This is a genomic window from Henriciella barbarensis, assembly GCF_003576345.1.
Taxonomy (GTDB): Bacteria; Pseudomonadota; Alphaproteobacteria; order Caulobacterales; family Hyphomonadaceae; genus Henriciella; species Henriciella barbarensis.
In genome coordinates this window covers 397,506-421,469 of sequence record NZ_QWGB01000005.1, presented here as the reverse complement: position 1 = coordinate 421,469, position 23,964 = coordinate 397,506, and the positions used below count along the sequence as shown (strand labels likewise).

At 58.9% G+C, this 23,964-nt stretch carries 29 protein-coding genes; 15 read left to right on the top strand and 14 right to left on the bottom strand.

The features are described 5' to 3' along the window. The first annotated feature begins 6 nt into the window (after positions 1 to 6). Positions 7 to 639 (top strand): porin family protein, encoded by a 633-nt coding sequence (locus D1224_RS04955; RefSeq protein ID WP_119378804.1) that lies wholly within the window; start codon positions 7 to 9, stop codon positions 637 to 639. A gap of 66 nt (positions 640 to 705) precedes the next feature. On the opposite strand, the gene D1224_RS04950 is transcribed toward D1224_RS04955, so the two are convergent. Next, positions 706 to 1,452 (bottom strand): sulfite exporter TauE/SafE family protein, encoded by a 747-nt coding sequence (locus D1224_RS04950; protein WP_119378803.1) that lies wholly within the window; start codon positions 1,450 to 1,452, stop codon positions 706 to 708. A gap of 97 nt (positions 1,453 to 1,549) precedes the next feature. Here D1224_RS04950 and D1224_RS04945 point away from each other — a divergent pair, with 97 nt between their 5' ends. Next, the gene (locus D1224_RS04945; RefSeq protein ID WP_119378802.1) at positions 1,550 to 2,152 is read left to right on the top strand and encodes an NUDIX domain-containing protein; all 603 of its coding nucleotides are present in this window, start codon (positions 1,550 to 1,552) and stop codon (positions 2,150 to 2,152) included. A gap of 91 nt (positions 2,153 to 2,243) precedes the next feature. Here the strand turns inward: D1224_RS04945 and D1224_RS04940 are convergent, their stop codons facing one another. Next, on the bottom strand, positions 2,244 to 4,271 hold the full coding sequence (locus tag D1224_RS04940; protein WP_119378801.1) for a M56 family metallopeptidase: 2,028 nt from the start codon (positions 4,269 to 4,271) through the stop codon (positions 2,244 to 2,246). Next, the gene (locus D1224_RS04935) at positions 4,268 to 4,630 is read right to left on the bottom strand and encodes a BlaI/MecI/CopY family transcriptional regulator (RefSeq protein WP_119378800.1); all 363 of its coding nucleotides are present in this window, start codon (positions 4,628 to 4,630) and stop codon (positions 4,268 to 4,270) included. Before D1224_RS04935 ends, D1224_RS04940 begins: the two co-directional genes overlap by 4 nt. Positions 4,631 to 4,751: 121 nt before the next feature. Between D1224_RS04935 and D1224_RS04930 the strand changes: the two genes are divergently transcribed. From D1224_RS04930 to D1224_RS04915, 4 genes are all read left to right on the top strand, one after another. Continuing rightward, positions 4,752 to 5,498, top strand: a complete 747-nt coding sequence (locus tag D1224_RS04930; RefSeq protein ID WP_233350399.1) for a DUF2270 domain-containing protein — start codon at positions 4,752 to 4,754, stop codon at positions 5,496 to 5,498. Positions 5,499 to 5,763: 265 nt separating this feature from the next. Beyond that, positions 5,764 to 7,053 carry a DEAD/DEAH box helicase gene (locus tag D1224_RS04925; RefSeq protein ID WP_119378799.1) on the top strand — a complete coding sequence of 430 codons (1,290 nt, stop codon included), beginning with the start codon at positions 5,764 to 5,766 and terminating at the stop codon, positions 7,051 to 7,053. Between the two features lie 121 nt (positions 7,054 to 7,174). After that, entirely contained in the window at positions 7,175 to 7,792 is a 618-nt protein-coding gene (gene rpsD / locus D1224_RS04920; RefSeq protein ID WP_119378798.1) for a 30S ribosomal protein S4, read from the top strand. Between the two features lie 84 nt (positions 7,793 to 7,876). Further along, positions 7,877 to 8,704, top strand: a complete 828-nt coding sequence (locus D1224_RS04915; RefSeq protein WP_119378797.1) for a PPK2 family polyphosphate kinase — start codon at positions 7,877 to 7,879, stop codon at positions 8,702 to 8,704. 78 nt (positions 8,705 to 8,782) lie between these two features. Here D1224_RS04915 and D1224_RS04910 read toward each other — a convergent pair whose 3' ends face one another. After that, positions 8,783 to 9,478, bottom strand: coding sequence for a head GIN domain-containing protein (locus D1224_RS04910; protein WP_147372328.1), 696 nt, complete (start codon positions 9,476 to 9,478; stop codon positions 8,783 to 8,785). Between the two features lie 108 nt (positions 9,479 to 9,586). Between D1224_RS04910 and D1224_RS04905 the strand changes: the two genes are divergently transcribed. Next, entirely contained in the window at positions 9,587 to 9,970 is a 384-nt protein-coding gene (locus tag D1224_RS04905) for a hypothetical protein (protein ID WP_119378795.1), read from the top strand. A gap of 77 nt (positions 9,971 to 10,047) precedes the next feature. Here D1224_RS04905 and rimO read toward each other — a convergent pair whose 3' ends face one another. The 4 genes from rimO to D1224_RS04885 all read right to left on the bottom strand — a co-directional run bounded on the left by rimO (position 10,048) and on the right by D1224_RS04885 (position 13,516). After that, positions 10,048 to 11,403: a 30S ribosomal protein S12 methylthiotransferase RimO gene (gene rimO / locus D1224_RS04900; RefSeq protein ID WP_119378794.1), complete on the bottom strand. Its 1,356-nt coding sequence runs from the start codon at positions 11,401 to 11,403 to the stop codon at positions 10,048 to 10,050. Between the two features lie 93 nt (positions 11,404 to 11,496). Beyond that, positions 11,497 to 12,588 (bottom strand): alpha/beta fold hydrolase, encoded by a 1,092-nt coding sequence (locus D1224_RS04895; protein WP_119379897.1) that lies wholly within the window; start codon positions 12,586 to 12,588, stop codon positions 11,497 to 11,499. 126 nt (positions 12,589 to 12,714) lie between these two features. Next, positions 12,715 to 13,050, bottom strand: a complete 336-nt coding sequence (gene grxD / locus D1224_RS04890) for a Grx4 family monothiol glutaredoxin (protein ID WP_119378793.1) — start codon at positions 13,048 to 13,050, stop codon at positions 12,715 to 12,717. A gap of 136 nt (positions 13,051 to 13,186) precedes the next feature. After that, positions 13,187 to 13,516: a DUF1476 domain-containing protein gene (locus D1224_RS04885; RefSeq protein ID WP_119378792.1), complete on the bottom strand. Its 330-nt coding sequence runs from the start codon at positions 13,514 to 13,516 to the stop codon at positions 13,187 to 13,189. A 225-nt stretch (positions 13,517 to 13,741) separates the two neighbouring features. On the opposite strand from D1224_RS04885, the gene purC reads away from it, so the two are divergent. From purC to D1224_RS04860, 5 genes are read left to right on the top strand one after another with little or no spacing between them, the layout of a single operon-like run. Continuing rightward, complete coding sequence (purC, locus tag D1224_RS04880) at positions 13,742 to 14,512, top strand: phosphoribosylaminoimidazolesuccinocarboxamide synthase (RefSeq protein WP_119378791.1); 771 nt, start codon at positions 13,742 to 13,744, stop codon at positions 14,510 to 14,512. 24 nt (positions 14,513 to 14,536) lie between these two features. Continuing rightward, entirely contained in the window at positions 14,537 to 15,247 is a 711-nt protein-coding gene (locus D1224_RS04875; protein ID WP_119378790.1) for a sulfotransferase family protein, read from the top strand. Between the two features lie 53 nt (positions 15,248 to 15,300). Beyond that, on the top strand, positions 15,301 to 15,543 hold the full coding sequence (purS, locus tag D1224_RS04870; protein ID WP_119378789.1) for a phosphoribosylformylglycinamidine synthase subunit PurS: 243 nt from the start codon (positions 15,301 to 15,303) through the stop codon (positions 15,541 to 15,543). Positions 15,544 to 15,587: 44 nt separating this feature from the next. Then, positions 15,588 to 15,956, top strand: a complete 369-nt coding sequence (locus tag D1224_RS04865; protein WP_119378788.1) for an EthD domain-containing protein — start codon at positions 15,588 to 15,590, stop codon at positions 15,954 to 15,956. 40 nt (positions 15,957 to 15,996) lie between these two features. Then, entirely contained in the window at positions 15,997 to 16,359 is a 363-nt protein-coding gene (locus D1224_RS04860) for a hypothetical protein (RefSeq protein WP_119378787.1), read from the top strand. 24 nt (positions 16,360 to 16,383) lie between these two features. On the opposite strand, the gene D1224_RS04855 is transcribed toward D1224_RS04860, so the two are convergent. Together D1224_RS04855 and D1224_RS04850 are read right to left on the bottom strand one after the other, a co-directional pair. Next, positions 16,384 to 16,800 carry a hypothetical protein gene (locus D1224_RS04855; protein WP_119378786.1) on the bottom strand — a complete coding sequence of 139 codons (417 nt, stop codon included), beginning with the start codon at positions 16,798 to 16,800 and terminating at the stop codon, positions 16,384 to 16,386. A 99-nt stretch (positions 16,801 to 16,899) separates the two neighbouring features. Continuing rightward, a complete protein-coding gene (locus D1224_RS04850; protein WP_119378785.1) occupies positions 16,900 to 18,111 on the bottom strand; it encodes an NADP-dependent isocitrate dehydrogenase in 1,212 nt (403 codons plus the stop codon). Positions 18,112 to 18,217: 106 nt separating this feature from the next. Between D1224_RS04850 and D1224_RS04845 the strand changes: the two genes are divergently transcribed. After that, positions 18,218 to 19,657, top strand: coding sequence for a hypothetical protein (locus D1224_RS04845; protein ID WP_119378784.1), 1,440 nt, complete (start codon positions 18,218 to 18,220; stop codon positions 19,655 to 19,657). After that, a complete protein-coding gene (locus D1224_RS04840) occupies positions 19,654 to 20,400 on the top strand; it encodes an RNA methyltransferase (RefSeq protein ID WP_119378783.1) in 747 nt (248 codons plus the stop codon). The genes D1224_RS04845 and D1224_RS04840 overlap by 4 nt, the downstream gene beginning before the upstream one ends. Here the strand turns inward: D1224_RS04840 and D1224_RS04835 are convergent. Next, the gene (locus D1224_RS04835) at positions 20,397 to 20,840 is read right to left on the bottom strand and encodes a TIGR02301 family protein (protein ID WP_119378782.1); all 444 of its coding nucleotides are present in this window, start codon (positions 20,838 to 20,840) and stop codon (positions 20,397 to 20,399) included. The two genes, D1224_RS04840 and D1224_RS04835, sit on opposite strands and share 4 nt — an antisense overlap. On the opposite strand from D1224_RS04835, the gene D1224_RS04830 reads away from it, so the two are divergent. Further along, complete coding sequence (locus D1224_RS04830) at positions 20,820 to 21,824, top strand: D-2-hydroxyacid dehydrogenase (protein ID WP_182482169.1); 1,005 nt, start codon at positions 20,820 to 20,822, stop codon at positions 21,822 to 21,824. The two genes, D1224_RS04835 and D1224_RS04830, sit on opposite strands and share 21 nt — an antisense overlap. A gap of 36 nt (positions 21,825 to 21,860) precedes the next feature. On the opposite strand, the gene D1224_RS04825 is transcribed toward D1224_RS04830, so the two are convergent. The 3 genes from D1224_RS04825 to D1224_RS04815 all read right to left on the bottom strand — a co-directional run bounded on the left by D1224_RS04825 (position 21,861) and on the right by D1224_RS04815 (position 23,919). Continuing rightward, a complete protein-coding gene (locus D1224_RS04825; RefSeq protein WP_119378780.1) occupies positions 21,861 to 22,166 on the bottom strand; it encodes a hypothetical protein in 306 nt (101 codons plus the stop codon). A gap of 69 nt (positions 22,167 to 22,235) precedes the next feature. Continuing rightward, positions 22,236 to 22,937: a molecular chaperone DjiA gene (locus tag D1224_RS04820; protein WP_233350398.1), complete on the bottom strand. Its 702-nt coding sequence runs from the start codon at positions 22,935 to 22,937 to the stop codon at positions 22,236 to 22,238. A gap of 94 nt (positions 22,938 to 23,031) precedes the next feature. Continuing rightward, a complete protein-coding gene (locus D1224_RS04815; RefSeq protein WP_119378779.1) occupies positions 23,032 to 23,919 on the bottom strand; it encodes an ion transporter in 888 nt (295 codons plus the stop codon). Positions 23,920 to 23,964: the final 45 nt, after the last annotated feature.

The following is a 23,964-nucleotide window of genomic DNA, read 5'->3' as shown; positions in this document are numbered from 1 at the left end:
CCTCCCATGTTGAAGACCATGCTTATTGGCACCGCCGCAGCAGGTGCAATGATCGTCGCTGCCGGTTCGGCTTCGGCGCAATCCTATTCGGACGAACAGGGCTTCTATCTGCAAGGTGGCTATAGCTATCTCGACATCCAGCCGGATGGTGCCGATAGCGGTGTCGACACGAACGCAATTACGGCCCGTGCAGGCTATCAATTCAATGATTGGTTCAGCCTTGAATCAGACATCACCACCGGCATCGACGATGGCGAGTTCGACTATAATGTCGACGAGGACGAGTTCGATCTCGACGACAATAATGACGGCGACTTCAATGATCTGATCGCAGGCTCCGGGGATATCGGTCTTAATTACCTCGTCGGCCTCTATGGTAAGGCAGAAGTACCGGTCACAGAGCGTCTCGACGCCTTTGGCCGTGCCGGTTACGCATTCGTCGACCTTGATGCTGATATTCAGACGCCGGGTGGTACCACGATCACCACGATCGAGGACTCCGAAGACGGTGCAGCTCTCGGCGGTGGCCTGGACTATGCGCTGACCGAGGACTGGAATCTGCGCGGTGAGTATACGTGGTATGGCTTCGGCAACACCGACACCCATGCTGCGATGGTTTCAGCGGGTTACAAGTTCTAGTCTTTCGAGACTCTGAACGAAGAGAAACGCCGGTGCCTGTGGGTGCCGGCGTTTTTTTGCAAGCAATCAGAGAAATCCCGCCGCCCGTGCGAGATAGACGACGCCGATCACCGTCACGAGCCAGCGCATCCATCTCTTGAAATCGACATCACTCATTCTCGCCAGCACGAGGCCGCCAAGCCACGTGCCTGTCATGGAAAGCGGGATGGCAAAAGCAAAGAGCCAGAGCGGCGGGATGTGTATCTCACCAGCTGCGGCGAGGATGGGCAGGCTCCAGAAAGCGATCTTGACCAGATGCGCCAGAACCTGCGTCGCCGATTTGGTTGCAACGATGGCCTGCCGCGTCATGTCTGTACGAACGAAAAAGAGGTCCAGGAGTGGCCCTGCGACGCCTGCCAGCGTGTTGAGGGCTTGAACGATGAAACCAGCGACTTCCGCCTGTCCGCGCTTCTGAATATCGAGGTCAATGATGTTGCGCGGCACCCACACCATGAGCGGCGTACATCCAAGCAACAGAAATACAATTGTCTTGTCCGGGCGCCAGGCGAGCAGGATCAGCAGAAGCACCGCACCGACCGAGCCGGCCGCGTAGCGAGCGAAGATCACCCAGTTGATCTGTTTGCGAAGGAGCCAGGCCCGCCAGCCATTGGACACCATCTGGATCGCGCCGTGAACGATCATTGCGGTTGCGACTGGCAGGAGCGCCGTAAGCACCCCCATCAGGATCAGCCCGCCCGCCATGCCGAATATGCCGGAAATGAAGGCTGTCACGAGTGTCGCGATGAGGATGATGGCAGCGCTGAGAGGGCTCATGGCGTTGTCGGATAAGCCGATTGGCTTCCTCGCGCCAGCGTCCGAATTGGGGCACATTCGCTTTGCATTTGCCAGGTGAGGCCCTAATCGCTTCGCCATGTCTGATGATGTGCGCCCGAGCAAGAATGGCCCCTGGACGGTTCACACGACCGAACTGTCCTACGAAAACCCCTGGATCCGTGTGGAGACCAGCACGGTTGCTCATCCAGACGGAAGCCCGGGCATCTATGGCGTTGTGAGATATGTGAACCTTGCCATAGGTGTTCTGCCTATCGATGAAAGCGGGCACACATGGCTGGTTGGCCAGCACAGATTCCCTTTCGACGCCTATAGCTGGGAACTGCCGGAGGGCGGCGGCCCGAAAGCGGAAGACCCGCTCGATGCTGCAAGGCGCGAACTTGCAGAAGAGACGGGGCTCCGCGCCGGTAACTGGCAGGTACTTGGTCGCTGGGACGTCTCAAACTCCGTGAGCGACGAGAAGGCGGTAGGCTACCTCGCTTGGGGGCTAACCGAGGGGGAGGCGCAACCTGAGCCGTCCGAAGCGCTGACATTGAAACGGGTATTGTTCCCCGATCTCGTAAGCATGTGCCTTGATGGGGAGATTAGCGACGCCTTCACGCATCTGATGGTCTTCGCGGCGCTGGAGCGGGCGAGACGGGGCGGCCTGCCAGATGAGACCGCAAGACTTCTACTGAAATGAAGAAGGCCCCTGCCGGGTCGGAGCAGGGGCCTTTATCCTGTCGAGAACATCTCGATCCTGTCGAGAACATCTCGCCGTGTGAGAAGAAAGATCAGTTCTCTGACCAGGAATAGCTGTAGGAATAAGAGCGGTCCTCACCGAAGCGGGCGCGTTCTGCGTCTGTCAGCTCTGCGTTGTTGGCAATGAAGGCGGTGACATCGTCGTCGTGCAGGCGCTCGCTCGAGCCATTGACGCAAAGTGCGCGATAGGTCTCGCCGTCATCAGAGGTGAAGCTGATAATGGTCGGGGTGTTTAGGCCTTCTTCGCGCTCTTCGCAGGTCTCGGCCATCTCCTCAACAATTTCGCCGGCTTCTTCGAGGTCATCCTCCAGACCGTTCTCGAAGGCGCGCTCAATACGAAGTTCCATCTGTTCGCCAAGCTCTTCCATGCGGTCGGCGCGCGCTTCGACGCGTTCCTCAATGACAAGGGCAATTCGTTCGGCCTGGCGTTCGGCGCGGCGCTCTACACGCTCTGCATGACGCTCAGCCATGTGTTCAATTCTCTCGGCATGTTCCTCAATGAAAGTCTCAAGCTCCTCGACATCGAGCGAGAGGGCGCCTTCGCCGTCCCGTGACAGCATAAGTTCGCGGCCGGGAATGATGATCTTCACACCGTTTTCGGTTTCCACGGTCTCGACGCCGAACTCGTCCAGGTCCGAAACGGTGAGATCGAAGTCGAACGACAGGTTTCCTAGTTCAGCAAGGCCGCTAAGTTCCGACAGATCGCCCATCGAGGCCAGGTCTTCGAGTTCGTGGAGTTCGCTAAGGTCGTCGAGTTCGAGGGCGAGGACTTCCATTTCCGCTTCGAGGTCGGACAGATCCAGTTCTTCAAGTTTTTCAAGGCGCGGGCCGAGCTTCTGGAACGGGTCGCTCAGAAGGACGAACTGACGGTCACCGTCGCTGCCGTTCGAGCTGAAGCGGTAGACCTTTTCGTGGCGCTCAACGGTTTCTGTGCCGCCGGCCAGCTCGTTGTCGGTGGCCTGCTGCGGCGAGGCATTCGCAGCGCAGGAGGCCGTTGCGACAATGGCGGCGGAGCCAAGGGTCAGGGCGAGCGTCGAACCGAGCAGGCGGCGGCGAAGTGTCGGGGCGGTGTTCTGCATCAGTATAAGTCTTTCTTTTATGGGATGCGTCAGGGTGAGATTGGCGCCGCGAAAGGCACCATCAGCCGGACCTGAAAGGCGCGCCGCCTTGACGAGGGTCTGGCCATAGGAGAACGCCGACGATGTTCCCGCCCGAAGTACATCGGCGTCACAGGCTGCCTCCTGGTCCACGCGGAACGCCCGCATGGCAAGGTGAGCCAGTGGGTTGAACCACTGCAGGGCCAGCACGAGCTGGGCAGCCTGCAGGGCAAAGAGGTCATTGCGCTTCACGTGCGTCAGCTCGTGCGTCAGCGCATCGCGCTGTTCGCGCGGAGAGTAGTCATCCTCGAACCAGGCCGGAAGAAGGATGACAGGTTTGACAAGGCCCGTGACCAGCGGGCTGCCATTCAGGAGGCTGACGCGCACATCATAGTCGCGCTTCACGCCGAGTTCTTTCGCGATCCTGGCCGTCAGCTCTGCGACGTGGTCGGTGGCCGGTTCGGAATCGTCCCGGATAAGACCATGGAAAACAGCTTGCTTGCGCCATGCGGTAGCGAGCACGAGGACGCTGCCGGCAATCCAGACCGGAAGGATGAGATGGGGGACAAGCTGCATCAGCGCGTCAAGCATACCGGGCTCAGCGGCTTCCGCCGGAGCCGGGAGCGGTGCAGCCGGTATTGCAGGCGCCTCGAACGCCGGGGCGTGTGAGGTGGTGGCGGTATTGTTGACGATTGCGTGGATGCGCTCAGTGACCTGTGGACTGGCGACAGTCGGCTGGGGCTCTGTCGGGGCCAGAAATCCGAAAAGAGAGATATTGGCCGGCAGCGGCGGCATTACGAGGCGTGCGAGCGGTACAAGCCAGAGTGCGTAGGCGGCCTTCGCTCCGAACTGGCGGGCGAAGGGACGTCTGACAATGAGGACAAGCCCGAACAGGACACCCACGGCAAGACTGGTCTGAATGCTATTCAGCAGCAGCGGATGAAGATCATTGAAAAAGGTCATTTCTTCAGGTCCCCGAGAAGCGCTTCTAGTTCGGCAATGTCGTCGGCGCTGAGGCCTTTGCCGTCGGCGAGATGAGCTACGAGCGGGGCAGCGCGGCCCCCGAACATGCGGTCGACAAACTGGCGAGCTTCCTTGCGGCGATAGTCACCGCGTTTCACCAGAGGCCGGTAAAGGTAGCGTCGGCCCTCGGCTTCGGTCTCAAGCGCGCCCTTCTCGACGAGGCGTCCGAGCATTGTCTTGATCGTGCGGATGTTCCAGTTCTTGTCGGAAGCCAAGACTTCCGCGATCTCTGCTGCGCCGATTCCAGGCTGGTCCCACAGGACATTCATGATTTCGAGTTCGGCGGGCGCGATCTGCATGGCAGGCCTCTTTTGATTACGAATGTAATCGATAATTGTGATTACAGATGTGGTCAATAAGAAAGTTGTGACAATTGCAAGGCAGCCTGCCGGGCCCAGGTCGGGTCCTAATCGGGCGGAAATGGGTTTTCTGAATGGTGACGGCATGGGCGAACCGGCCTATGGTCCAACCATGTCAGACGATGAAGCTACTCAGAAATCAGGCGCCCCCGTAGCCGGATCCAAGGAAATCGGTGCACTTGCCCACCTCTATCGCGCGGAAGTTTACCGTTCGACGATCTGGCGCCAGCGTCTCGACATGACGACCAACTGGGCGGTTGTCTCCACCGGTATTGCCCTCTCGGTCAGTTTTGCGAGCGCGACTGCATCACCTCTGCCGATCGTGCTGGTTGGCATGTTGACCGTGATGTTCCTGTTCCTTGAAGCGCGCCGTTATCGCTACTTCATGGTCTGGAAGTTTCGCGCGCGTTTGCTGGAACTTGCCGTGATGGTGCCGATCCTTCGGGGGCAGGGCGCGGTGATCCCACAGGACCGGGGCAGTGCGCTATCAGATGATTACATCCACCCGCGCCACCGCATATCTTCCTTTCGCGCGATGGGACAGAGGCTGCGGCGCAACTATCTCTGGATATTCATTATCCAGTACGCCGCCTATCTGGCAAAGATATGGATTCATCCGATTGAGGCCTCGTCCATCGCGCAAGCGCTGGAGCGGGCCCATATTGGCGCGATCCCCGGTTGGCTCGCCATTATACTGGGCACCTGCCTGCTGATCTTCTTCATAACCCTTACGGCCTGGGCGTGGGTTTCGGAGAAAGCGGACAAGTCAAAGACGGCTGACTATCTCGATCCGGAGCCTTCTGACTGACCCTGTCTTTGTTGCGCTGCGGCGAATTCGGCTTGCGCTTTGCGTTAGAAGCCTTATCTCGACCCCCAGACGCCTCAGGCATCGATCTTGTGATCCGAGAGCCAGACAGCCCGGATCGAGCGACTTTCCCTACCGATCGTTGCCTTGACGAAAGCAAGTCCTGATCAGCGCATAACCCGAACGCGGCAGACTGGTCTGCTGCGGGCAAGCCTATTGCGCCTTCGCGGAGAATGACCGCGTCAGGCCACAACTGAAAGATATTCGTTTGACCAATTTTACTGACCTCGGCCTGGCCGAGCCTCTCCTTCGTGCACTTACCGCCGAAGGCTATGACCAGCCAACGCCGATTCAGGCGCAGGTCGTTCCGGCCATGATTGAGGGTCGCGACGTGCTTGGCACGGCGCAGACCGGCACCGGCAAGACAGCGGCTTTTACCCTTCCGATCCTGCACCGCCTGCTTGGCATGGGTACCCGCCCGGCGCCGAAGACCTGCCGTGCGCTTATCCTGGCGCCGACCCGTGAACTTGCAGCCCAGATTGCAGACAGCGTGCGTATCTATGGCAAGCACGGTCACCTCTCATCGACGGTGGTTGTTGGCGGGCTCAAGATCTCAAAGCAGATCCGCGCGCTTGAACGGGGCGTCGATATCCTCGTTGCCACGCCGGGTCGGCTGCTGGACCTGAAATCACAGAACGCTGTGCGCTTCGACGACCTTCAGACCGTAATTCTGGATGAAGCTGACCACATGATGGACATGGGCTTTCTGCCTCAGATCAAGAAGATCCTGCAGCAGCTGCCGAAGGAGCGCCAGACCGCACTCCTCTCTGCAACCATGCCGAAAGATATCCGCGCGCTAGCAGACCAGTTCCTGAAAGACCCGGTGAATGTTGCCGTATCGCAGGTGTCGAAGCCCGTTGACCGGATCGATCAGACGGTCCGCTTTGTGCCACACACCCAGAAGCGCGACATCCTCGTCGACATCCTCCGGGGCAAGAAAGTCGAGAGCGCCATTGTCTTTACGCGTACCAAGCGCGGCGCAGACCGTGTGGCACGCCATCTGGAGCAGGCCGGGCTCGCATCAGCGGCCATCCACGGCAACAAGAGCCAGAACCAGCGCACCAAGGCGCTCGACGCGTTCAAGAGCCGTAAGCTTCTTGTGCTTGTTGCCACTGATATTGCGGCCCGCGGTATCGATATCGACCAGGTGAGCCATGTGGTGAACTATGAGCTGCCGAATGTGCCTGAATCCTATGTGCACCGAATTGGTCGCACGGCCCGCGCTGGCGAGAGCGGCACGGCGATCACGCTTTGCGATGGAGAGGAGCGCAAGCTTCTTCGCGATATCGAAAAGCTGATTGGTTCAAAGCTTCCAGTTGACGGCGCTGTGCCGGAATTCACCGAGAAGTCCAGCGGCGGCGAGCGCGCAAAGTTCGATCCCTCGCGTGGCGGCAATCGATCAAATCGTAAACCGCGTTCGCGTAACCAGAACCGCAATCGTGGCAATGGCGGAAATGCCAGTCAGAGCAGACAAAAGCAAAGCAGCGCGTCCTCTTGACCTGACGGGGCTTTTCGCATTTAACCCGCGCCTTCAAGACGGGATGGTGTGGTGCCGCCGTTGTAATCGTGAAGCTCGTTAGGGACGCTTCACCGGCCCACGTCTTAAAAGGAAGACTACCATGTCACGTCGTCACTCGACGAAGTACAAGATCGACCGCCGCGTCGGTGAAAATATCTGGGGCCGCCCCAAATCGCCAGTCAACAAGCGTCCGACCAAGCCAGGCCAGCACGGCCAGGGCCGCCGTCAGAAGACGTCTGACTATGGTCTTCAGCTCATGGCCAAGCAGAAGCTGAAGTTCCATTATGGCGACATCACCGAGAAGCAGTTCCGCCGCACCTATGACGAAGCAAACCGTCAAAAGGGCAACACGGCAGAGAACCTCATTGGCCTGCTCGAGTCCCGTCTCGAGGCTTTCGTCTACCGCGCGAAATTCGTGCCGACCATTTTTGCCGCGCGTCAGTTCGTCAATCACGGCCACGTTAAAGTGAACGGTGTGAAGACGAATATCGGCTCCTACCGCCTGAAGCCCGGCGACGTGGTGGAAATCCGCGAAAAGTCGCGCAACATGGCGCTCGTGCTCGAAGCACTGGGTTCGCCAGAACGCGATATCCCGGAATACATTGATGTCGACCCCAAGGCGATGACAGCCACGCTGGTTCGCGTGCCGGAGCTCGTTGACGTGCCTTACGCCGTCAAAATGGAGCCTGCACAGGTGGTCGAATTCTATTCGTCCTAAGCCGTTTCAGGCACTTGAAGTTACGATCAAGCCGCGCTCCTCTGGGCGCGGCTTTTTCTTTGCGATGAATGTAGGAGACCCCCAATGTCGTCACCTGAAATAGAGGAGGTTCGCCAGCGTATGATCGCTGCGCCCGGACAGTCATTCGAGCTCTCTTCGCGCGATAGTGGAGATCGGGAACTGTTCCCCGACAAGAAGCATGCGCGAAAGCAGTTGCAGGTCGATGCCGGCGCTATCGATGAGCTTCAGGACCTTCTCTATGCCTGTCGGCAGCGCGCCTTGCTGGTCGTGCTTCAGGGTATGGACACATCCGGCAAGAGCGGGGTGATCCGGAACGTGTTCGCACAGACTTCTCCGCTGGGGATGAAGGTGAAGGCGTTCAAGGCCCCCAGCAAGGAAGAGCTTGCCCACGACTATCTGTGGCGCGTGCACGAAGCCGTTCCGCCCAAGGGCATTATCGGCATATTTGACCGCTCCCATTATGAGGATGTTCTGGTGGTAAAGGTGCGTGACTTCGCACCCGCTGAGATGGTCGAGCAGCGCTATGACCAGATCAATCAATTCGAAAAATTGCTAAGCGAGAATGGGGTCACCATTCTGAAGTTCATGCTCCATATCGGACATGAGAAGCAGGGCGAGCGTCTGAAAGAACGGGTCACTGAGCCGCACAAGCGCTGGAAGTTCAATCCCGGAGATCTTGAAGACCGTAAGCTCTGGCCGGATTTCATGGACGCCTATGAAACCATGGTGAACCGGTGCTCAACGCCCTGGGCGCCCTGGTACGTAATTCCCTCCGACAGCCGTACACGCCGGAACGCCGCTATCGCGCGGATTGTGCGGGGCACGCTCGAGGATATGAACCTCGACTGGCCGCAGCTCGAGCTGCGCGCCGAAGACTATGATTTCAGCTAGGAACGGTATGTGAGTACCACCCAGAAGACAGAGGCCTTCCAAAATGGAAGACCTCTTCTGTTTTAAGGGTGATCCGCGCTAGCTGACGACGCGAACCGAGCCTCCGGACGACTTTTCAACGGACACGTCGCCTGCGCCGCCAAAGGCTTTTACGCTGCCGCCGCTGGACGCGTCAGCGCGCACGCTCTGGCTGGCATGAGCGTCAATCGATGCGCCGGAGGAGACATCCGCCACGAGGCGCTCGCAGATGAGGTCGCCTGCATCGAGGTTTGCGCCTGAGGAGGCGTCAGCGTCGATGGTCGTGCACGTGCCGGCAATTTCCATGCTCGCGCCGCTGGATGCCTCGGCGATGACTGTTTCCGCGTCGATGCCGCTGATTTCGACATCTGCCCCAGACGATACTTCGACGCTGGCACGGGGGCCGGAGAGGCCATCGCCTGATACGCTTGAGCCGGAAGAGGCCTCAATCGAGTTGAGCGATGAGGCGCCGACCGTCACGGTATACGGCGCGCGGCGGCGGCCCCAGCCCATTTTGCGTGGCCGCTTCAGGACGAGGTCTCCGCCCTTCGACTCGACGATAATATCGCTGAAATCACCGTCCTTGTTCTCTACGATTACGGACTTTGTGGTGCCGATCTCATAAAGGACTTCGATGCCTGAAGACACGTCGATGCCCTCGAAATTGCCGACGTCATAAGTGCGCGTTTCGGCGAGGGCAGGCAGGGCCGTTGCGGCACTGAAGGCGAAGGCGGTGAGGGCAATGCGACGTGTCATCAGGTGTTCCTGTCTGGCTTCGGTGTTGAATGGCAAACTATTTGCTTGACTTCTCTTTATCGAAAATCAATACGAATAATTATTGTAAGTCAATAAGGAATTTTCGATATGAAGCTCAACACCTCCATTCGCCTGTCGCTCGGCGCCGCCACTGCAGCCCTCTTTCTGGGTGGCTGCGTTATCGTTGACGCGGATGAGCATGTCCGCGCTGACTGGAGCAGCGACCGCTCCTATGGCGAGCTGATGGGCGCTGACGTGACTAACGGGATTGTTACTGCGCGCGTGACGTCGAATGGCTGCACGACCAAGGATTTCATCGGTGCAGACATCGACAAGACGGGCGAGAACCGTTTTTCCGTCGGCTTCTATCGTGAACGCCAGGACTATTGCGAAGCTTACATACCAGAAGGTGTTGAGTTGAGCTGGTCGTTTGAAGAGCTTGGTATTCCGCAGGGCGCTGCCGTACGGATCCGTAACGATATCAGCAACTAGTCTGAAAACGTGTCAGTCGACAGCCGCCCTTGTCCTTCGACTTCGCTCGGGACGAGGGCGTTTGCTTCAATGCCTGCCTAGGCTGGCTCGCCGTACAGGTCGTATTCGTCGGCGTCCGTGATACGGGCGCTGACGATATCGCCTGGTTTAAGTTGGCGGGCATTGTCGAGATACACCATCCCGTCGACTTCTGGTGCGTCTGCCTTGGTGCGGGCAAACATCTCGCCGTCTGCTTCGCCCGGTCCATCGATGATAACATCCTGAACCGTGCCAACCTGCGCTTCAGCGCGCTCGGCGGAGATCGCCGCCTGCACGGCCATGAACCGGTGCCACCGTTCTTCCTTGACCTCTTCAGGCACGTGCCCAGGCAGGTCGCGGCTCTCGGCGTGCTGGACGTTCTCGTATTTGAAACAGCCAGCCCGGTCGATCTTTGCCTCGCGAATGAAGTCGAGCAGGATCTCGAAATCCTCCTCGGTCTCTCCGGGAAAGCCGACAATGAAGGTGGAGCGGATCGTCATGCCCGGCACATCGCGGCGCCATTGCTGGATACGCTCCAGGACGCGGTCTTGCTTGGCCGGGCGCTTCATCGCCTTCAGCACATTGGCCGAAGCATGCTGGAAGGGGATGTCGAGATAGGGGAGGATCGTTCCGTCCGCCATCAGCGGGATGACCTTGTCGACATGCGGATAGGGGTAAACATAGTGCATGCGTACCCAGGCCCCGAGTGAGCCCAAGCCCCGCGCAAGATCAAGGAAGCGGGTCTCATATTCTTCGCCCTTCCACATCTGCGGCGCGTATTTCACGTCGAGCCCGTAGGCAGACGTGTCCTGGCTAATGACGAGGAGTTCGTTCACGCCGGCGCGGACGAGATGTTCAGCCTCCGTCAGCACATGGTGGATCGGGCGGGAGACGAGGTCACCACGCAGCTTCGGAATGATGCAGAAGCTGCAGCGATTGTTACAACCCTCGGAGATCTTCAGATAGGAATAGTGGCGCGGGGTCAGCTTCAGCCCTGTTTCAGGCACGAGGTCTGTGAACGCATCCGGCGGGGGCGTGAGGTGGGTATGAACCGCCTCCATCACCTGCTCATACTGATGGGGGCCCGTGACGGCGAGAACCTTGGGATGAGCCTTCTGGATAACGTCCGGTTCTGCACCGAGACAGCCGGTCACGATCACCTTGCCATTCGCTTCGATGGCTTCGCCAATGGCCTCAAGGCTTTCATCGCGAGCACTGTCGAGGAAGCCGCACGTATTGACGAGGACAAGATCCGCGCCGGAGTAATCTGGCGAGATCGCATAGCCTTCGGCGCGCAGGCGCGTGATAATGCGCTCTGAATCAACCAGCGCCTTCGGGCAGCCAAGCGAGACGATTCCCACTTTCGGCTGGGTCTTCACAGGCGCGATCGGCGGATTTTCCACAAGTGTGCTCATGGGGCGCGCGTGTACCAGCGGCGGGCCTCAATGAAAAGCATGATAGCGCGGTAGCGCAGCCTTATCCCGCAGCACGCAGGCGCGCATGATCGGCTATTCGCCCGCTTCCGGGTGCGCCTCCAGAAATGCGATCAGCTCATCTTTCCAGATGGCCGCTGCCGTATGCGTGCCATGTCCGCGGGTTTCTTCGCTGGCGGGGATGAGGACGAAGCGGGCGTTTGGCATCCGGGCGGCGAGCGCTTCAGGGTCGCCGAGGCCCGGCGGGTTGATGAAGTCGTCGGCCGAATTGATCCAGAGTACGGGTGCTTCGATTTCAGACAGGCGCGGGGCGGGGTTGTAGGTGCGGGACGCATCGAACTGGTAGATCGTGTCGTTCGGATCGACCGCGCGAGCTTTCAGGCCTTCCTGCGAGGCGTGCAGGGCTTCGATTGCGGCGTCACGCGTCGGGGCTTCGGCCTGCAGACGGTAGGGGTTTCCGCCTGCCAGAATGAGCGTGTTTGCATAGATGAGCTGGCCCGTTTCCAGATCCGCTGCGTCTCCATAGTTGCCCTCGTCATAGTCGGGGTCGTCCTCGAAGCCATCGATGATCATCTGGCGGAACATCCGGTTGCGGCCGGCGATCTCGATGGCGTTGCAGGCGAGCGGGACGAAGCGCTCGACAAAACCTGGATACTCCGGACCCCAGACAAAACTGTGCATGCAGCCCATCGAGGTGCCGATGATCATGTCGAGGCTTCCGACATCTGCGTGTTCGGTCAGCATGCGGTACTGAGCGCGGACCATGTCGTCATAATCATAGCGCGGGAAATCGAGGCGCATGCCGTCGCTCGGCTTGGAGCTGTCGCCATGACCGAGATTGTCGGGCGAGATGATATAGGTATCTGCAAGGTCCAGTGGCTGGCCCGGACCGAACAGCTCGTCGCCGAACAGCGGGCGCAGCAGGGAAGTGCCACTACCGCCCGTTCCGTGAAGCAACATGACCGCATTGGTGATCTTCCCGTCGGTGTCGCGCTTCGGTGCGCCGAGGGTGTAATAGGTCATGGTGATTGGCATGGTTTCGCCGGTGCCGAACTCGAAGGCTTCAAGTTGAGCGGTGTGCTTCTGCGCTTGCGCGGTCCAGTTTTCGGCGTTGGCGGGCATGGCCACCAAGGCGGCGGCGAGAGTTATAGCGGAAAATAGTTTCATGGGGCGCTCCCGGCTGGCCAGCATGTCGTTGGCAGGAAACTAGCGGGCGTGCGCGGCGTGGCAACATAAACGAAAAGAGGCGCCGTTTCCGGCGCCTCGATCCCGTTTGTTTGATTGCGAAAAGACCTAAGCCGCTTCCATCTCGATGCCTTTTTCGGACATGAACTCTTTGAGTTCACCGCTTTCGAACATCTCCTTGATGATGTCGCAGCCGCCGACGAATTCGCCTTTGACGTAAAGTTGCGGAATGGTCGGCCAGTCGGAATAGACCTTGATGCCTTCCCGGATGGCCTGGTCTTCAAGCACGTTGGTCGCGGCGTAGTCGACGCCGAGATAGTCGAGGACCTGAACAACGACCGACGAGAAGCCGCATTGCGGGAAGGTCGGCGTGCCTTTCATGAAAAGCACTACATCATTGCTCTTAACAGCCTTGTCGATGGCTTGCTGGACGTCGTCGCTCATTCTCGTCTCCAATCGGAACTTTCCGGTATCTGCCCGGAATGTGTGGCCAACAGGCAGTCGCTTCAAGGGTTACAGGCCGGTGGTCCACATGCGGCGGCGCGCAGGCAGGACCGCCTGGCGCAAGCGAGGTGCCTGCCTAGTCCTTGACTTCCTTCATGACCTGCTCGCGCGCGACGGCCAGCAGTTCAGCCATATGCTCACGGATGCGGGCATCCGAGCGGTCGACGCCCTTGGCATCGAAGTCACCGCGAACCTTGCGGAAAACGTCTTCGTCGCCCGGTTCTTCAAGATCGGACATGACGACGGACTTGGCATAGGCCTCTGCCTCGTTGCCGGACAGGTTCATCAGGTCTGCAGCCCAGAGGCCAAGCAGCTTGTTGCGGCGGTTCATGATCTTGAACTGCAGGGCGCTGTCGTGCGCGTATTTTGCTTCCTCGGCGCGCTCGCGATCGTCGAATGTGCTCATGGTAAGCCCTCCTCTTGATTGGGCATGACTGGCTTTGCCGGGATATAGATTGCCATGGCCTGTGTGCGCAAGACGCTAGAGCCGTACACCGGCGCCGTACCCCCTGTCTTGCCTGCTGAATCATCGTTTGTTTAGCAGGCGCAGTCGCGTTATCACTCCGCCTTGTTCTAGGGGGCGCGGAGCGGCTGCACCTGCAGTGCGTCTCCCCTTGGCGGAGGGATAGCAATGTCGCGCAGACGCATGATTTATGAAGGCAAGGCTAAGATCCTTTACGAAGGTCCAGAGCCCGGCACTCTTATTCAGTACTTCAAGGATGATGCGACGGCCTTCAACGCCGAAAAGAAAGCCGTGCTTGACGGCAAGGGCGTTCTCAACAACCGTATCAGTGAGTTCCTGATGACCCGGCTGTCAGCCGTCGGCATCCCGAACCACTTCATCAAACGCCTCAATATGCGTGAGCAGCTGATCAAGAAGGTGGAGATCATTCCGCTGGAAGTGATCGTGCGCAACGTCGCGGCGGGCACGATGTCAAAGCGTCTTGGCATTCCGGAAGGCGAGACGCTGCCGCGCGCCATCGTCGAGTTTTGCTACAAGAAAGACGAGCTGGGCGATCCACTCGTGTCAGAAGAGCACATTGCTGCTTTTGGCTGGGCCAGCCAGCAGGAGATGGACGACATCGTATCGCTTGCGCTGCGGATCAACGACTTCATGTGCGGCCTGTTCTCGGCTGTCGGCATCCGTTTAATTGACTTCAAGCTTGAGTTTGGTCGCCACTTCGAAGGCGAAATGGTCCGCACAATCCTGGCCGACGAAATCAGCCCTGATAGCTGCCGTCTCTGGGATTATGAGACGAATGAAAAGCTCGATAAGGACCGGTTCCGCCGCGATCTTGGTGGGGTCACAGAAGCGTATGCAGAAGTTGCCCGGCGTCTTGGCATCATCAAGGAAAGCGCCCAGGGCGGCGATGTGATCGACTTCACGAGTGGCATGAAGTAGCCTTCCCTTCAGGGGGACAAGGATATGGCACTCAAGGTTGTCGGTGCAGGGTTCGGCCGCACCGGTACGCTTTCCATGAAAATGGCGCTCGAGCGGCTCGGTTTCGACAAATGCCATCATATGATGGAAGTCTTTCCGAGCGACTTTCAGCTTAACAGCTGGCACGCCATAGGACGCGGGGAAAAGCCTGACTGGGACGAGGTTTTTCACGGCTTCCAGGCCAGCGTCGACTTTCCATCATCTGCGTACTGGCGAGAAATCTCAGCGCATTTTCCCGACGCCAAAGTGATTCTTACGACGCGTAGTTTCGACGCATGGTATGAGAGCGCGTTGGAAACGATTTATCCGGTCAGCAAGAAAATTCCGAACTGGATGACGGTCATCCCGAAAATCCGGAAGATCAAGGAAATGACCAACGCCACTGTGTGGGACCGGGTCTTTCACGGGAAATTCGAGGATCGCGACTATGCGCGCAAAATCTTCGAGCAGCATGAAGCGGCCGTGACGACGGAGATTCCGGCGGACCGCCTGCTCATTTTTCATCCGAAGGAAGGGTGGGAGCCGCTGTGCGCATTCCTGGGTGTGCCCGTGCCCGATACCCCATTTCCGAACGTGAATGACCGGGCCGACTTCAAGAAGCGTGTCGCTGCCTTCACCTGGCTGAATCGCGCGCCCTGGATTGCTGGTGCACTTGTTGTGGTGGGCGCAGTTGCGGCGGCGCTCGCCTTTCAATAGGACGTCAGATCACAAGGACGCAGCAGCGTCGATTGCGAGCGGAGACGAGTGTCATGAAAGCCATTGTCCATGTCGGCCTGAAACCCGGTGTTCTCGACCCGCAAGGCAAGGCAGTTGCCGACACGCTTGGCCGTATGGGCTACGATGAAGTGCACAGTGCGCGCATCGGCAAGGTGATCGAACTCGACCTGGAAGGCGTTGCCAAGGACAAAGCCGACGCCCGCGTCAAGGAAATGTGCGAGAAGCTGCTGGCGAACACGGTGATCGAATCCTATCGCTACGAACTGGTCGATTAGGCCGTTTCCGCGCTAGTCTTCCCGAGACATAAGGGAGGATTTCAATGATCAAGCTAACATTCTGCCTGCACAGGCTGCCGCATCTTAGCCGGGATGAGTTCCAGACCTATTGGCGTGAGAACCACGCCCCGCTGGTCGCAAAGCATGCCAAGACGCTGGGCATCGCGCGCTATGTGCAGGTGCATGCGCTGACGCACGACTTCAACGGCGTGATGCGCGACAGCCGGGACGCGCCAGACATGTATGACGGTATCGCGGAAATCTACTTCGAGAGTTGGGATGCCCTGTTCGAGGCAGGCGAGAATGAAGGCAATGCCGAAGCGGGCGCGGCCTTGCTAGAGGATGAGCGTAAGTTTATCGACTTGCCGCGCTCGCCTCTCTGGTTCAATGAAGAGCATGTGATCGTTGGGTAGGGGACTTCAGCATGGCCCGGTTCATGCTTTGGATTTCAGTATGAAACAGCGTTTTGTTGTTATCGCCGCCATCGCCATGTGCCTGCCCGCAGGGGCTGAGGAAATCTGCCGCTCCATCTCTACGAGCTGGGACACTGAAAGCGGGCAGAGCTTCAACACGCGCATGTGGACCAAGGCTGATGAGGCTGGGTGCAAGATTGTCGAGCACCTCGTTGATGGCGAGAAGATCGAAGGTGTGGACTGCGATTGCGACCTCATCGCCGACGGTTACGAAGACCGCATTCCGCAGCCTGCGTCCGAGCGCCAGCGCGGTCGGCTGACCGATATCTGCGAAGGGCCGATCGCGATCGAAGAGGCCGCGCCAATGTCGAAGCCGGGCGATCCCATCATCATCAACGGCTAGATCTGGCACGCCTGATCATCGCGATCAGTTGCCAGGTTTCCGGCAGCCATCGACCATACGCGTGCTATTATTGGTGCTTGGCACATCTTGCGGCACATAGGGCAGAGCGCAGGCGTGCACGGTCGTGCGGTTGAAGTCGTGGATATCACGCGCAGCGTCTGCCTCATCACGAAGGCCGCTCATCGTCTCGCCAGGGACGAGTTCAACGACGCCGCAAGTTTTCTCCAGCCCGGCCGACCGAAAGCAGTAACGCGCATTGATCGGCGTCTCGCAGGCATTGGTGTAAGGCCCGATGTTCCCGTCACGCGAAAGGCAGTTATTGGCGACCGCATACGCGGAGGGATTGGTAAAACGCGACAGCATGTTGGCGCCAATCGTGACCAGCACGACGATCAGGACGACGCGCAGCCAGTTTGGAACTTTCGTAAGTAGCTTCTTCAATGCACGCCCCCCGCAACCACTTAGACAATTGTTCCTGCAAAAGAAAAGCCCCGGCCGATTGACCGGGGCTTCGCGATTCAGTGATAGGGCGCTTGCGCCTTATGCCATCTTCTTTTCGAGGTTCTCAGCCACAGCTTCGAGGAAGCCTTCGGTCGTCAGCCAGTCCTGATCCGGACCAATGAGAAGCGCGAGGTCCTTGGTCATCTTGCCGCTTTCAACGGTCTCGATGACGACCTGCTCGAGGTCTTCAGCGAACTTGGTCACTTCCGGCGTGTTATCAAGACGGCCACGGTGCGCGATGCCTCGGGTCCAGGCATAGATCGACGCGATCGAGTTGGTCGAGGTCGCTTCGCCCTTCTGGTGGTTGCGGTAGTGACGCGTCACAGTGCCGTGTGCGGCTTCTGCTTCAACCGTCTTACCGTCTGGCGACATGAGAACGGAGGTCATGAGGCCAAGCGAACCGAAGCCCTGGGCAACCGTGTCGGACTGGACGTCGCCGTCATAGTTCTTACAGGCCCAGACATAGCCGCCGGACCATTTCATGGCGGCCGCAACCATATCGTCGATGAGGCGGTGCTCATAGGTGCCGCCGAACTCGGCGAAGGCTTCCTTGAACTCGTTGTCGAAGACTTCCTGGAACAGGTCCTTGAAGCGGCCGTCATAGGCTTTCAGGATCGTGTTCTTGGTCGACAGGTAGACTGGCCACTTGCGCGACAGGCCAAAGTTGAACGAGGCGCGTGCGAAGTCGCGGATCGACTCGTCGAGGTTGTACATGCCCATGGCGATACCGGAGGACGGTGCATCGAAGACTTCGTGCTCGATGACGGTGCCGTCCGAGCCTTCGAACTTCATCGTCAACTTGCCCTTGCCAGGGAAGAGGAAGTCGGTCGCGCGGTACTGGTCACCGAAAGCGTGACGACCGATGACGATTGGCTGGGTCCAGCCGGGTACCAGGCGTGGCACGTTCGAAATCACGATCGGCTCACGGAAGACAACGCCGCCGAGGATGTTACGGATCGTGCCGTTTGGCGAGCGCCACATCTTCTTGAGGCCAAATTCCTCAACGCGGGCTTCGTCCGGGGTGATGGTCGCACATTTAACGCCGACGCCATATTCCTTGATGGCGTTTGCCGCGTCGACCGTGATCTGGTCGTCGGTCGCGTCGCGGGCTTCGATGCCGAGGTCGTAATATTTGAGATCGATATCGAGATAGGGGTGGATGAGTCGGTCCTTGATCATCTGCCAGATGATGCGGGTCATCTCATCGCCGTCGAGCTCGACGACCGGATTCTTGACCTTGATCTTTGCCATCGTGTGAAAGTCCTTTCAGTTGCACTGTATCCCGGGCGGCTATAGCAGAAGGGGTCGAATGGTCAAAAGCGGTAATCGCGCCTGCAACAGCTGATTGAGCGGCCCCATGAAACTTACCCGTCCAAGTCTTGCCGCCGCGCTGAGCTTCTGCATGCTCCTCGCGCCTTCAAATGCCCAGTCCAGGCCGTCTGAAGGCGGTGCCACGGAGGCCATCGTCACGGTCGGCCCGAGAGATGATGGCAACTGGTTTGTAAGGTACAGCTTCGATGCGCCGCAGCCAGTCTATGCGCTCGCGCACTCGCGGACAGGCTATCGATCGGCAACCTGGTCCTCGCAGACGAAAGGTGTGCGCCTTGGGCGGCTGAACGGCATTGACGTGATCGTCATGGATGAGCCAGTTGAGGAGATTGAGTTCAGTATCATCCCGCTTACCGGGCAGCTGCCGAACGACCCGACGCCATTCGTGACCTTTGCCGGTGGCGGCATTGCGGTGCACGACGCGCAGTTCGAACTCATCGGATTTCAGGATATCGACAGCGTCGAAGCTTTGGATGGCGATCTCAGTGCGGTCGAGTCCGCAACGCTACCAATGAGGCTTACGGTCGAAGCAGACGGACCCATGCTCACCAGCGCTCAAATGTCTGAAGGTTCGTTGAGCGTGTGTGTGCAGGACCAGTACGTCTATATTGGTGAGGGCGATTTTGAGGCGCATGAGGGCTTTTCCCTTCTTGCAGACCCCTATCTTCCCGAATGGTTGTCTTCGAACGTGCCAGATGCGGTCGAAGAGTTTCTCGGCACACTTGAAAGCCGCTGGGGCGAAGGGCTGGGAGAACAGGTCTCTATCATCGTGGCCTACAAGGGCGCGCAAGCTGCGGGGCTGGCGCTTGAGGGCAGCCGGTTCGACAGCCAGATCATGCTCGAACTAGGCGGCCAGGGATTTGCCAACCGTAATAGTGATGCGCTTGCGTACCTGCACTGGTACACCATTCGCGAACTTGCCGGTCTATTTCAGACCCGGAATGGTGTCGTTCTGGGTGGGCCGGAGGCAGCCTGGATACATGATGGCATCGCCAACTCAATTGCCTACCAGCTCATTGCGGCGAACATGGATGCCCCTGAAAACTTTCTGTCATCGGTTTATCAGAACGCATTTGAAGATTGCATCCAGACATTGGAGAGTGGCCCGCTGGAAACGGCGCTGGAGCGCGGCGCGACGACAGGCCCCTATGCCTGCGGGGATTTTATCGCCCTGGCCGCAGACGGCTATCTAAAGCAGCGAAACCTTTTTGATTTCTGGGATGGGCTCAGCGACTGGGCGGCTCGAAGCTCGGATCATGTGATCGACAAGCAGGTCTACTTCACAGCCCTTCAGCTTATGGGGGCGACACCGGGCCAGCGCGAACGCATACGTGCTATTGTCGAAGACGAATTGAGCCAGCCGCGCCGCGCCCTTAGCGAACTGCTGCAGGATGCGGGGCTTGAGCCACAGTTTACTGCCAATGGCCAGTTCCGTTCCATGGAATGGCCGGACTATTCAGGCGAATGACTGACAGGCCAATTATCATTCTTGCAGAGCCGCAGCTGGGCGAAAACATCGGCTCTACCGCGCGGGCCATGTTGAACTTCGGGCTGACTGAGCTTCGCATCGCCGCCCCGCGCGATGGTTGGCCAAATCCTGCCGCTGAGCCGATGTCAGCAGGGGCATTTGAGGCGGGCGTTGAAGTGTCGGTTTTCGACAGCGTTAAAGAAGCTTGCGCCGACCTTGGCTATCTTATTGCCGCCACAGCCCGGCCACGCGGCATGGAGAAGCCCGTCACGAACGCGAGTGGCACTGTCGAACTCATCCAGCGGCAGTCCCTTAAAACGGGCGTAATGTTCGGCAATGAGGCCCAGGGGCTTCACAACGACCATGTCGCGCTCAGTGATGCGATCATGACTTACCCGGTCAATAAAGGCTTCGCATCTCTCAATCTCTCACAGGCAGTTATCGTCTTTGCGCATGCCTGGGGCGAGGCGATTGGGCAGGAAGGCCGCTTTGAAGGCGCTGACGCTGGTGTGAGCGATGTCGCCAGCCGCGCCGAACTTATCGGGATGTTTGAGCACTTTGAGTATGAGCTGGAGCGGGCAGGTTATTTCTATCCACCCGACAAGACACCGCTGATGACCCGCAATCTGCGTAACGCGTTCATTCGCGGCCAGTGGACCAGTCAGGAAGTGCGCACATTCCGGGGCGCGGTGAAGGCGCTTGCCATCGGCCGCGGCAAGGCAAGGATCAAGCGCGAGGACTAGTCGTCGCCGCCGCGTGCACTCTCAGGAAGGTTCGCCTGCACCAATGCATTAGCAAGCCGCTCGCCTGTCGAGGCGTAGACCCGTTCAGCGGATACTGCCCCATCGTCGCAGGAATCTCTTCGAGCAGCTTCGGCCGAATAGGCAGTATTAAAGGCGTCGACCATCGAGGTGCGCAGACGGCCCTGATAGGGCGCCTCAAGGCTCAACAGTTCCTGCATATAACTGCGCCAGTACTGGTCGTTGCGACCATTGCAGAGGACGCGCAAAGCGTGCGCAGATCCGAGCGTGGAGGAGAGCGCCACGACATCCCGTAGATAGTCCTGGCTTCGTACATCTGCGAACTCTCCCTCGGGCTGATACTGGCCATGGGCGGTCTCTACTGGCAGAAAGGCCAGCCCAATCAGGCACGGGAGCGCAATTTGTACGATCTTCTTATACATGAAAGAACCTTCTCCCGGCTCGAGGCCCGTCTCAAGCCGCTCGCTGAACAAATAGCGCCCTACACCTTAAACGATAGCTCCGAATTCAGGCGGCCTTGGGGCAGTGAAGGCTCCAAAGGTGTAATTGCCTATGGCAACACAGACGCTTTCTTCAGCCCGGCCGTGCGTGATTTTGTGAAAGCCGTTTACGCAACGCCGCGCCTTGCCTGGTTCCAATCCATAGCGGCGGGGCTCGACAACGAGTTTCTGCAGAAAGTTGGACAGAAGGCCGAGATCTATACGGTCAGTCATGTGCAGGCCCACGCTATTGCTGAATGGGTGCTTTGGGCGGCGTTCGATTTCTTTGGCGAAGGGGCCGCGCGCCGGAGGTCTCAACAGGATCGGAAGTGGCAGAAGGTGCCTTTCCGCGAAGTTGGGGAGACAAGATGGTTGATCTACGGGTTTGGTCATATCGGTGAGAATGTGGGCCGACGCCTGAAAGCGCTCGGTGCCCACGTCACCGGAGTGCGCAGATCCAGCGCGGTCTCTCCCTTTGCCGACCACATGCTGCATCCCGATCAGCTGACGGAAGAGGAGATCGGCCTCGCTGATGCAGTGCTCCTCTGCTGTCCCCTGACTACGGCAACGGAAAATCTGGCGGATGCCAATTTCTTTTCGGCGATGTCACCCAGTAGCCTGTTCCTCAATGTCGGGCGGGGGCCACTCGTGGATGAAGACGCGCTGGTGGTGGCGCTGGATGGGGGGCGGCCCGCTCATGCCGCGCTGGACGTGACCCGGCAGGAGCCGCTGCCGCCTGGTAGCCCGCTATGGGGTCATCCAGCCATCACGCTGACGGCCCATACGGCGCCAACGACAGCGGGCACCGACCGTCGCAATGACGAGCAGTTTCTTGAAAATCTCTCGAGTTTTCTGGCGGGAAAGCCGCTACGGCATGAAGTCGACGCTGAAGCTTTCAAGGCGCAGTCGAGCGTTTACGGAACCTGATCCTAAAAATCGCAAAGGCCTGCTTCTGGCGCCGTCCTAGCGTTCGACAGTCCAGCCGCGTGCGGTGCGGTGGGCTTCCAGCGTGATGCCGCTTTCGTCTGTCTCACCGCCGGCATATTGCGCGCGGCGCGGCGCTGCCTTGCCTGTCGTGAGCTTGAGAAGGACCGCAACGGCTGCGATGAACAGGCCGGCAGCGGCTGTGATCACTGCAATGACGCCAGCCATGAACACGATTGCAATCGCAAGCAGGCCCTTCAGCGTCCAGCGAGCGGCTTCCTTGAAGGCGTAACCGATCCGGTTGAGGACGAGGTCTGCTGAAATCGGGGTGCGGGCTGCGGTCATGTGCGTGTCTCCTGCAGACGAATGTGAAGGCTGAAAGCGCCGGAATCAATCTCTGTGCGGCGGAATCCCTCAGTTTGCCGCAATCAGGCCTCTTTCTGCCCGAATGCGCGCATAGGCTCCCGTGATCGCGGCAGCCTTATCGTGAGCAGCCAGTTCAAACTCACGCGGGGCGCCATTTCCGACGAGCCGGTCTGGGTGGTTGTCCGCCATGAGACGGCGATAGGCGCGGCGAATATCGTCAAAGGCCGCGTCATGGGCGACCCCCAGAATGTGGTACGGGTCATCGCGGTCTGGGCCGAGATGGCTCGCCCGGATACGCCGGAACGTCGTTTCGTCGAAGCCGAACGCCTCTGCTACGGTGCGCAGGTAATCCATTTCGTCACTGGTCACGGCACCATCGGCGCCCGCAATCATGAAGAGCCCATCGAGCACGCCTTCGAGCAGACATGGACGGGCAGAGTATTTCTTGCCGATCTTGCGGGCATAAGCCTCATAGCCGCGAACTGTCTGCTGGGCGATGCGGAACACGCGTCTCACCTGGGCGGCGTCCTCAGGCGATGCGCGGAAGATGCGAGAGAACATCATCACTTCGGCATCGCTGACCCGGCCATCGGCGGCGGCCATCTTGGCGCTGAGGCCTATAACGGCTGCGGTGAAACCGACATCGTTCGGATCAGGCGCGCAGGCCTGTTCGCTCCCAACCGGTTCTTCCGGTGTATCGGGATCGAAGAGGCGTTTTCCGCCATCGATGAGCAACTGCCAAAGGCTCATGAGACTGTCAGTATAATCGGATTGGGGCGTGGGGACAGTGACCTATACTCACAAATGGCGATAATAACCATTACGAGTTCGTGAGAATTCACTGCTATTCCCGGGACTTCCCGCTGCCACCCGTCTGATGGATGTCGGCGCGCAGGCCTGCTACTTCCTCTCGAAGTGACGTGAGCAGCTTCAGCATCTCGTCTCTCTCTTCTTCGGCGTGCTCAACGTCTTCTTCGATATCTTCAAGAAGTTCATCGGTCGCGGCTCGCTGTTCAGCAGCGAGCGCTTCTACCACCAGGGCGATAAAGAGGTTCAGGACAGCAAAGCTGGCGATGAAGATGAAGGTGATGAAGAACAGCCATGCCCAGGGGTGACCATCATCAATCACCTTCTGCACGACTTCGAAACGCCACCCGTCCATTGTCATGACCTGGAACAGGGAAAAGGCAGAACTTGGAAGGTCACCGAACAGCTCCAGCACCTCCTCATTGTCGGTGTTGCCGTACATGTTCGTCGCCATCACGGCGTATACGTAGATCAGCAGGGCCAGCACAGCGACGATGGCACCCATGCCGGGCAAGGCTTTGAGCAGCGCTTCAGTGATACGTTTCATCATCGGCACGACATGAAGAAGTCGCAGAACCCGCAGCACGCGTAGCGCGCGCAGGACCGAGAATGCCTCGCTGCCCGGAGCAAGAGATATGCCGACGACAATGAAGTCGAACCAGTTCCAGCCAGATCGGAAGAAGAGAAGGCGGTAGACGACCAGCTTCAGGAAAATCTCGACGGCGAAGATATAGGTGATCGCCCGGTCGATGCCGTTGAGTGAAACGACCAGCGCAGGCGGCAAGTCTTCCTGATAGGTGAGCACACCTAGAACAATGGCGTTCAGGATGATCAGCGCCGTGATCAGGTTGCGAAACCAGATACTTTCGATGGCGGCTTCCAGCCGCGATGTATGTGTCTCAAGATCAAGCGTTGCGCGCGCCATCCTGTGCGTCCCCCATGCATGATCGCTGCTGCGGTCCTTGTTTCT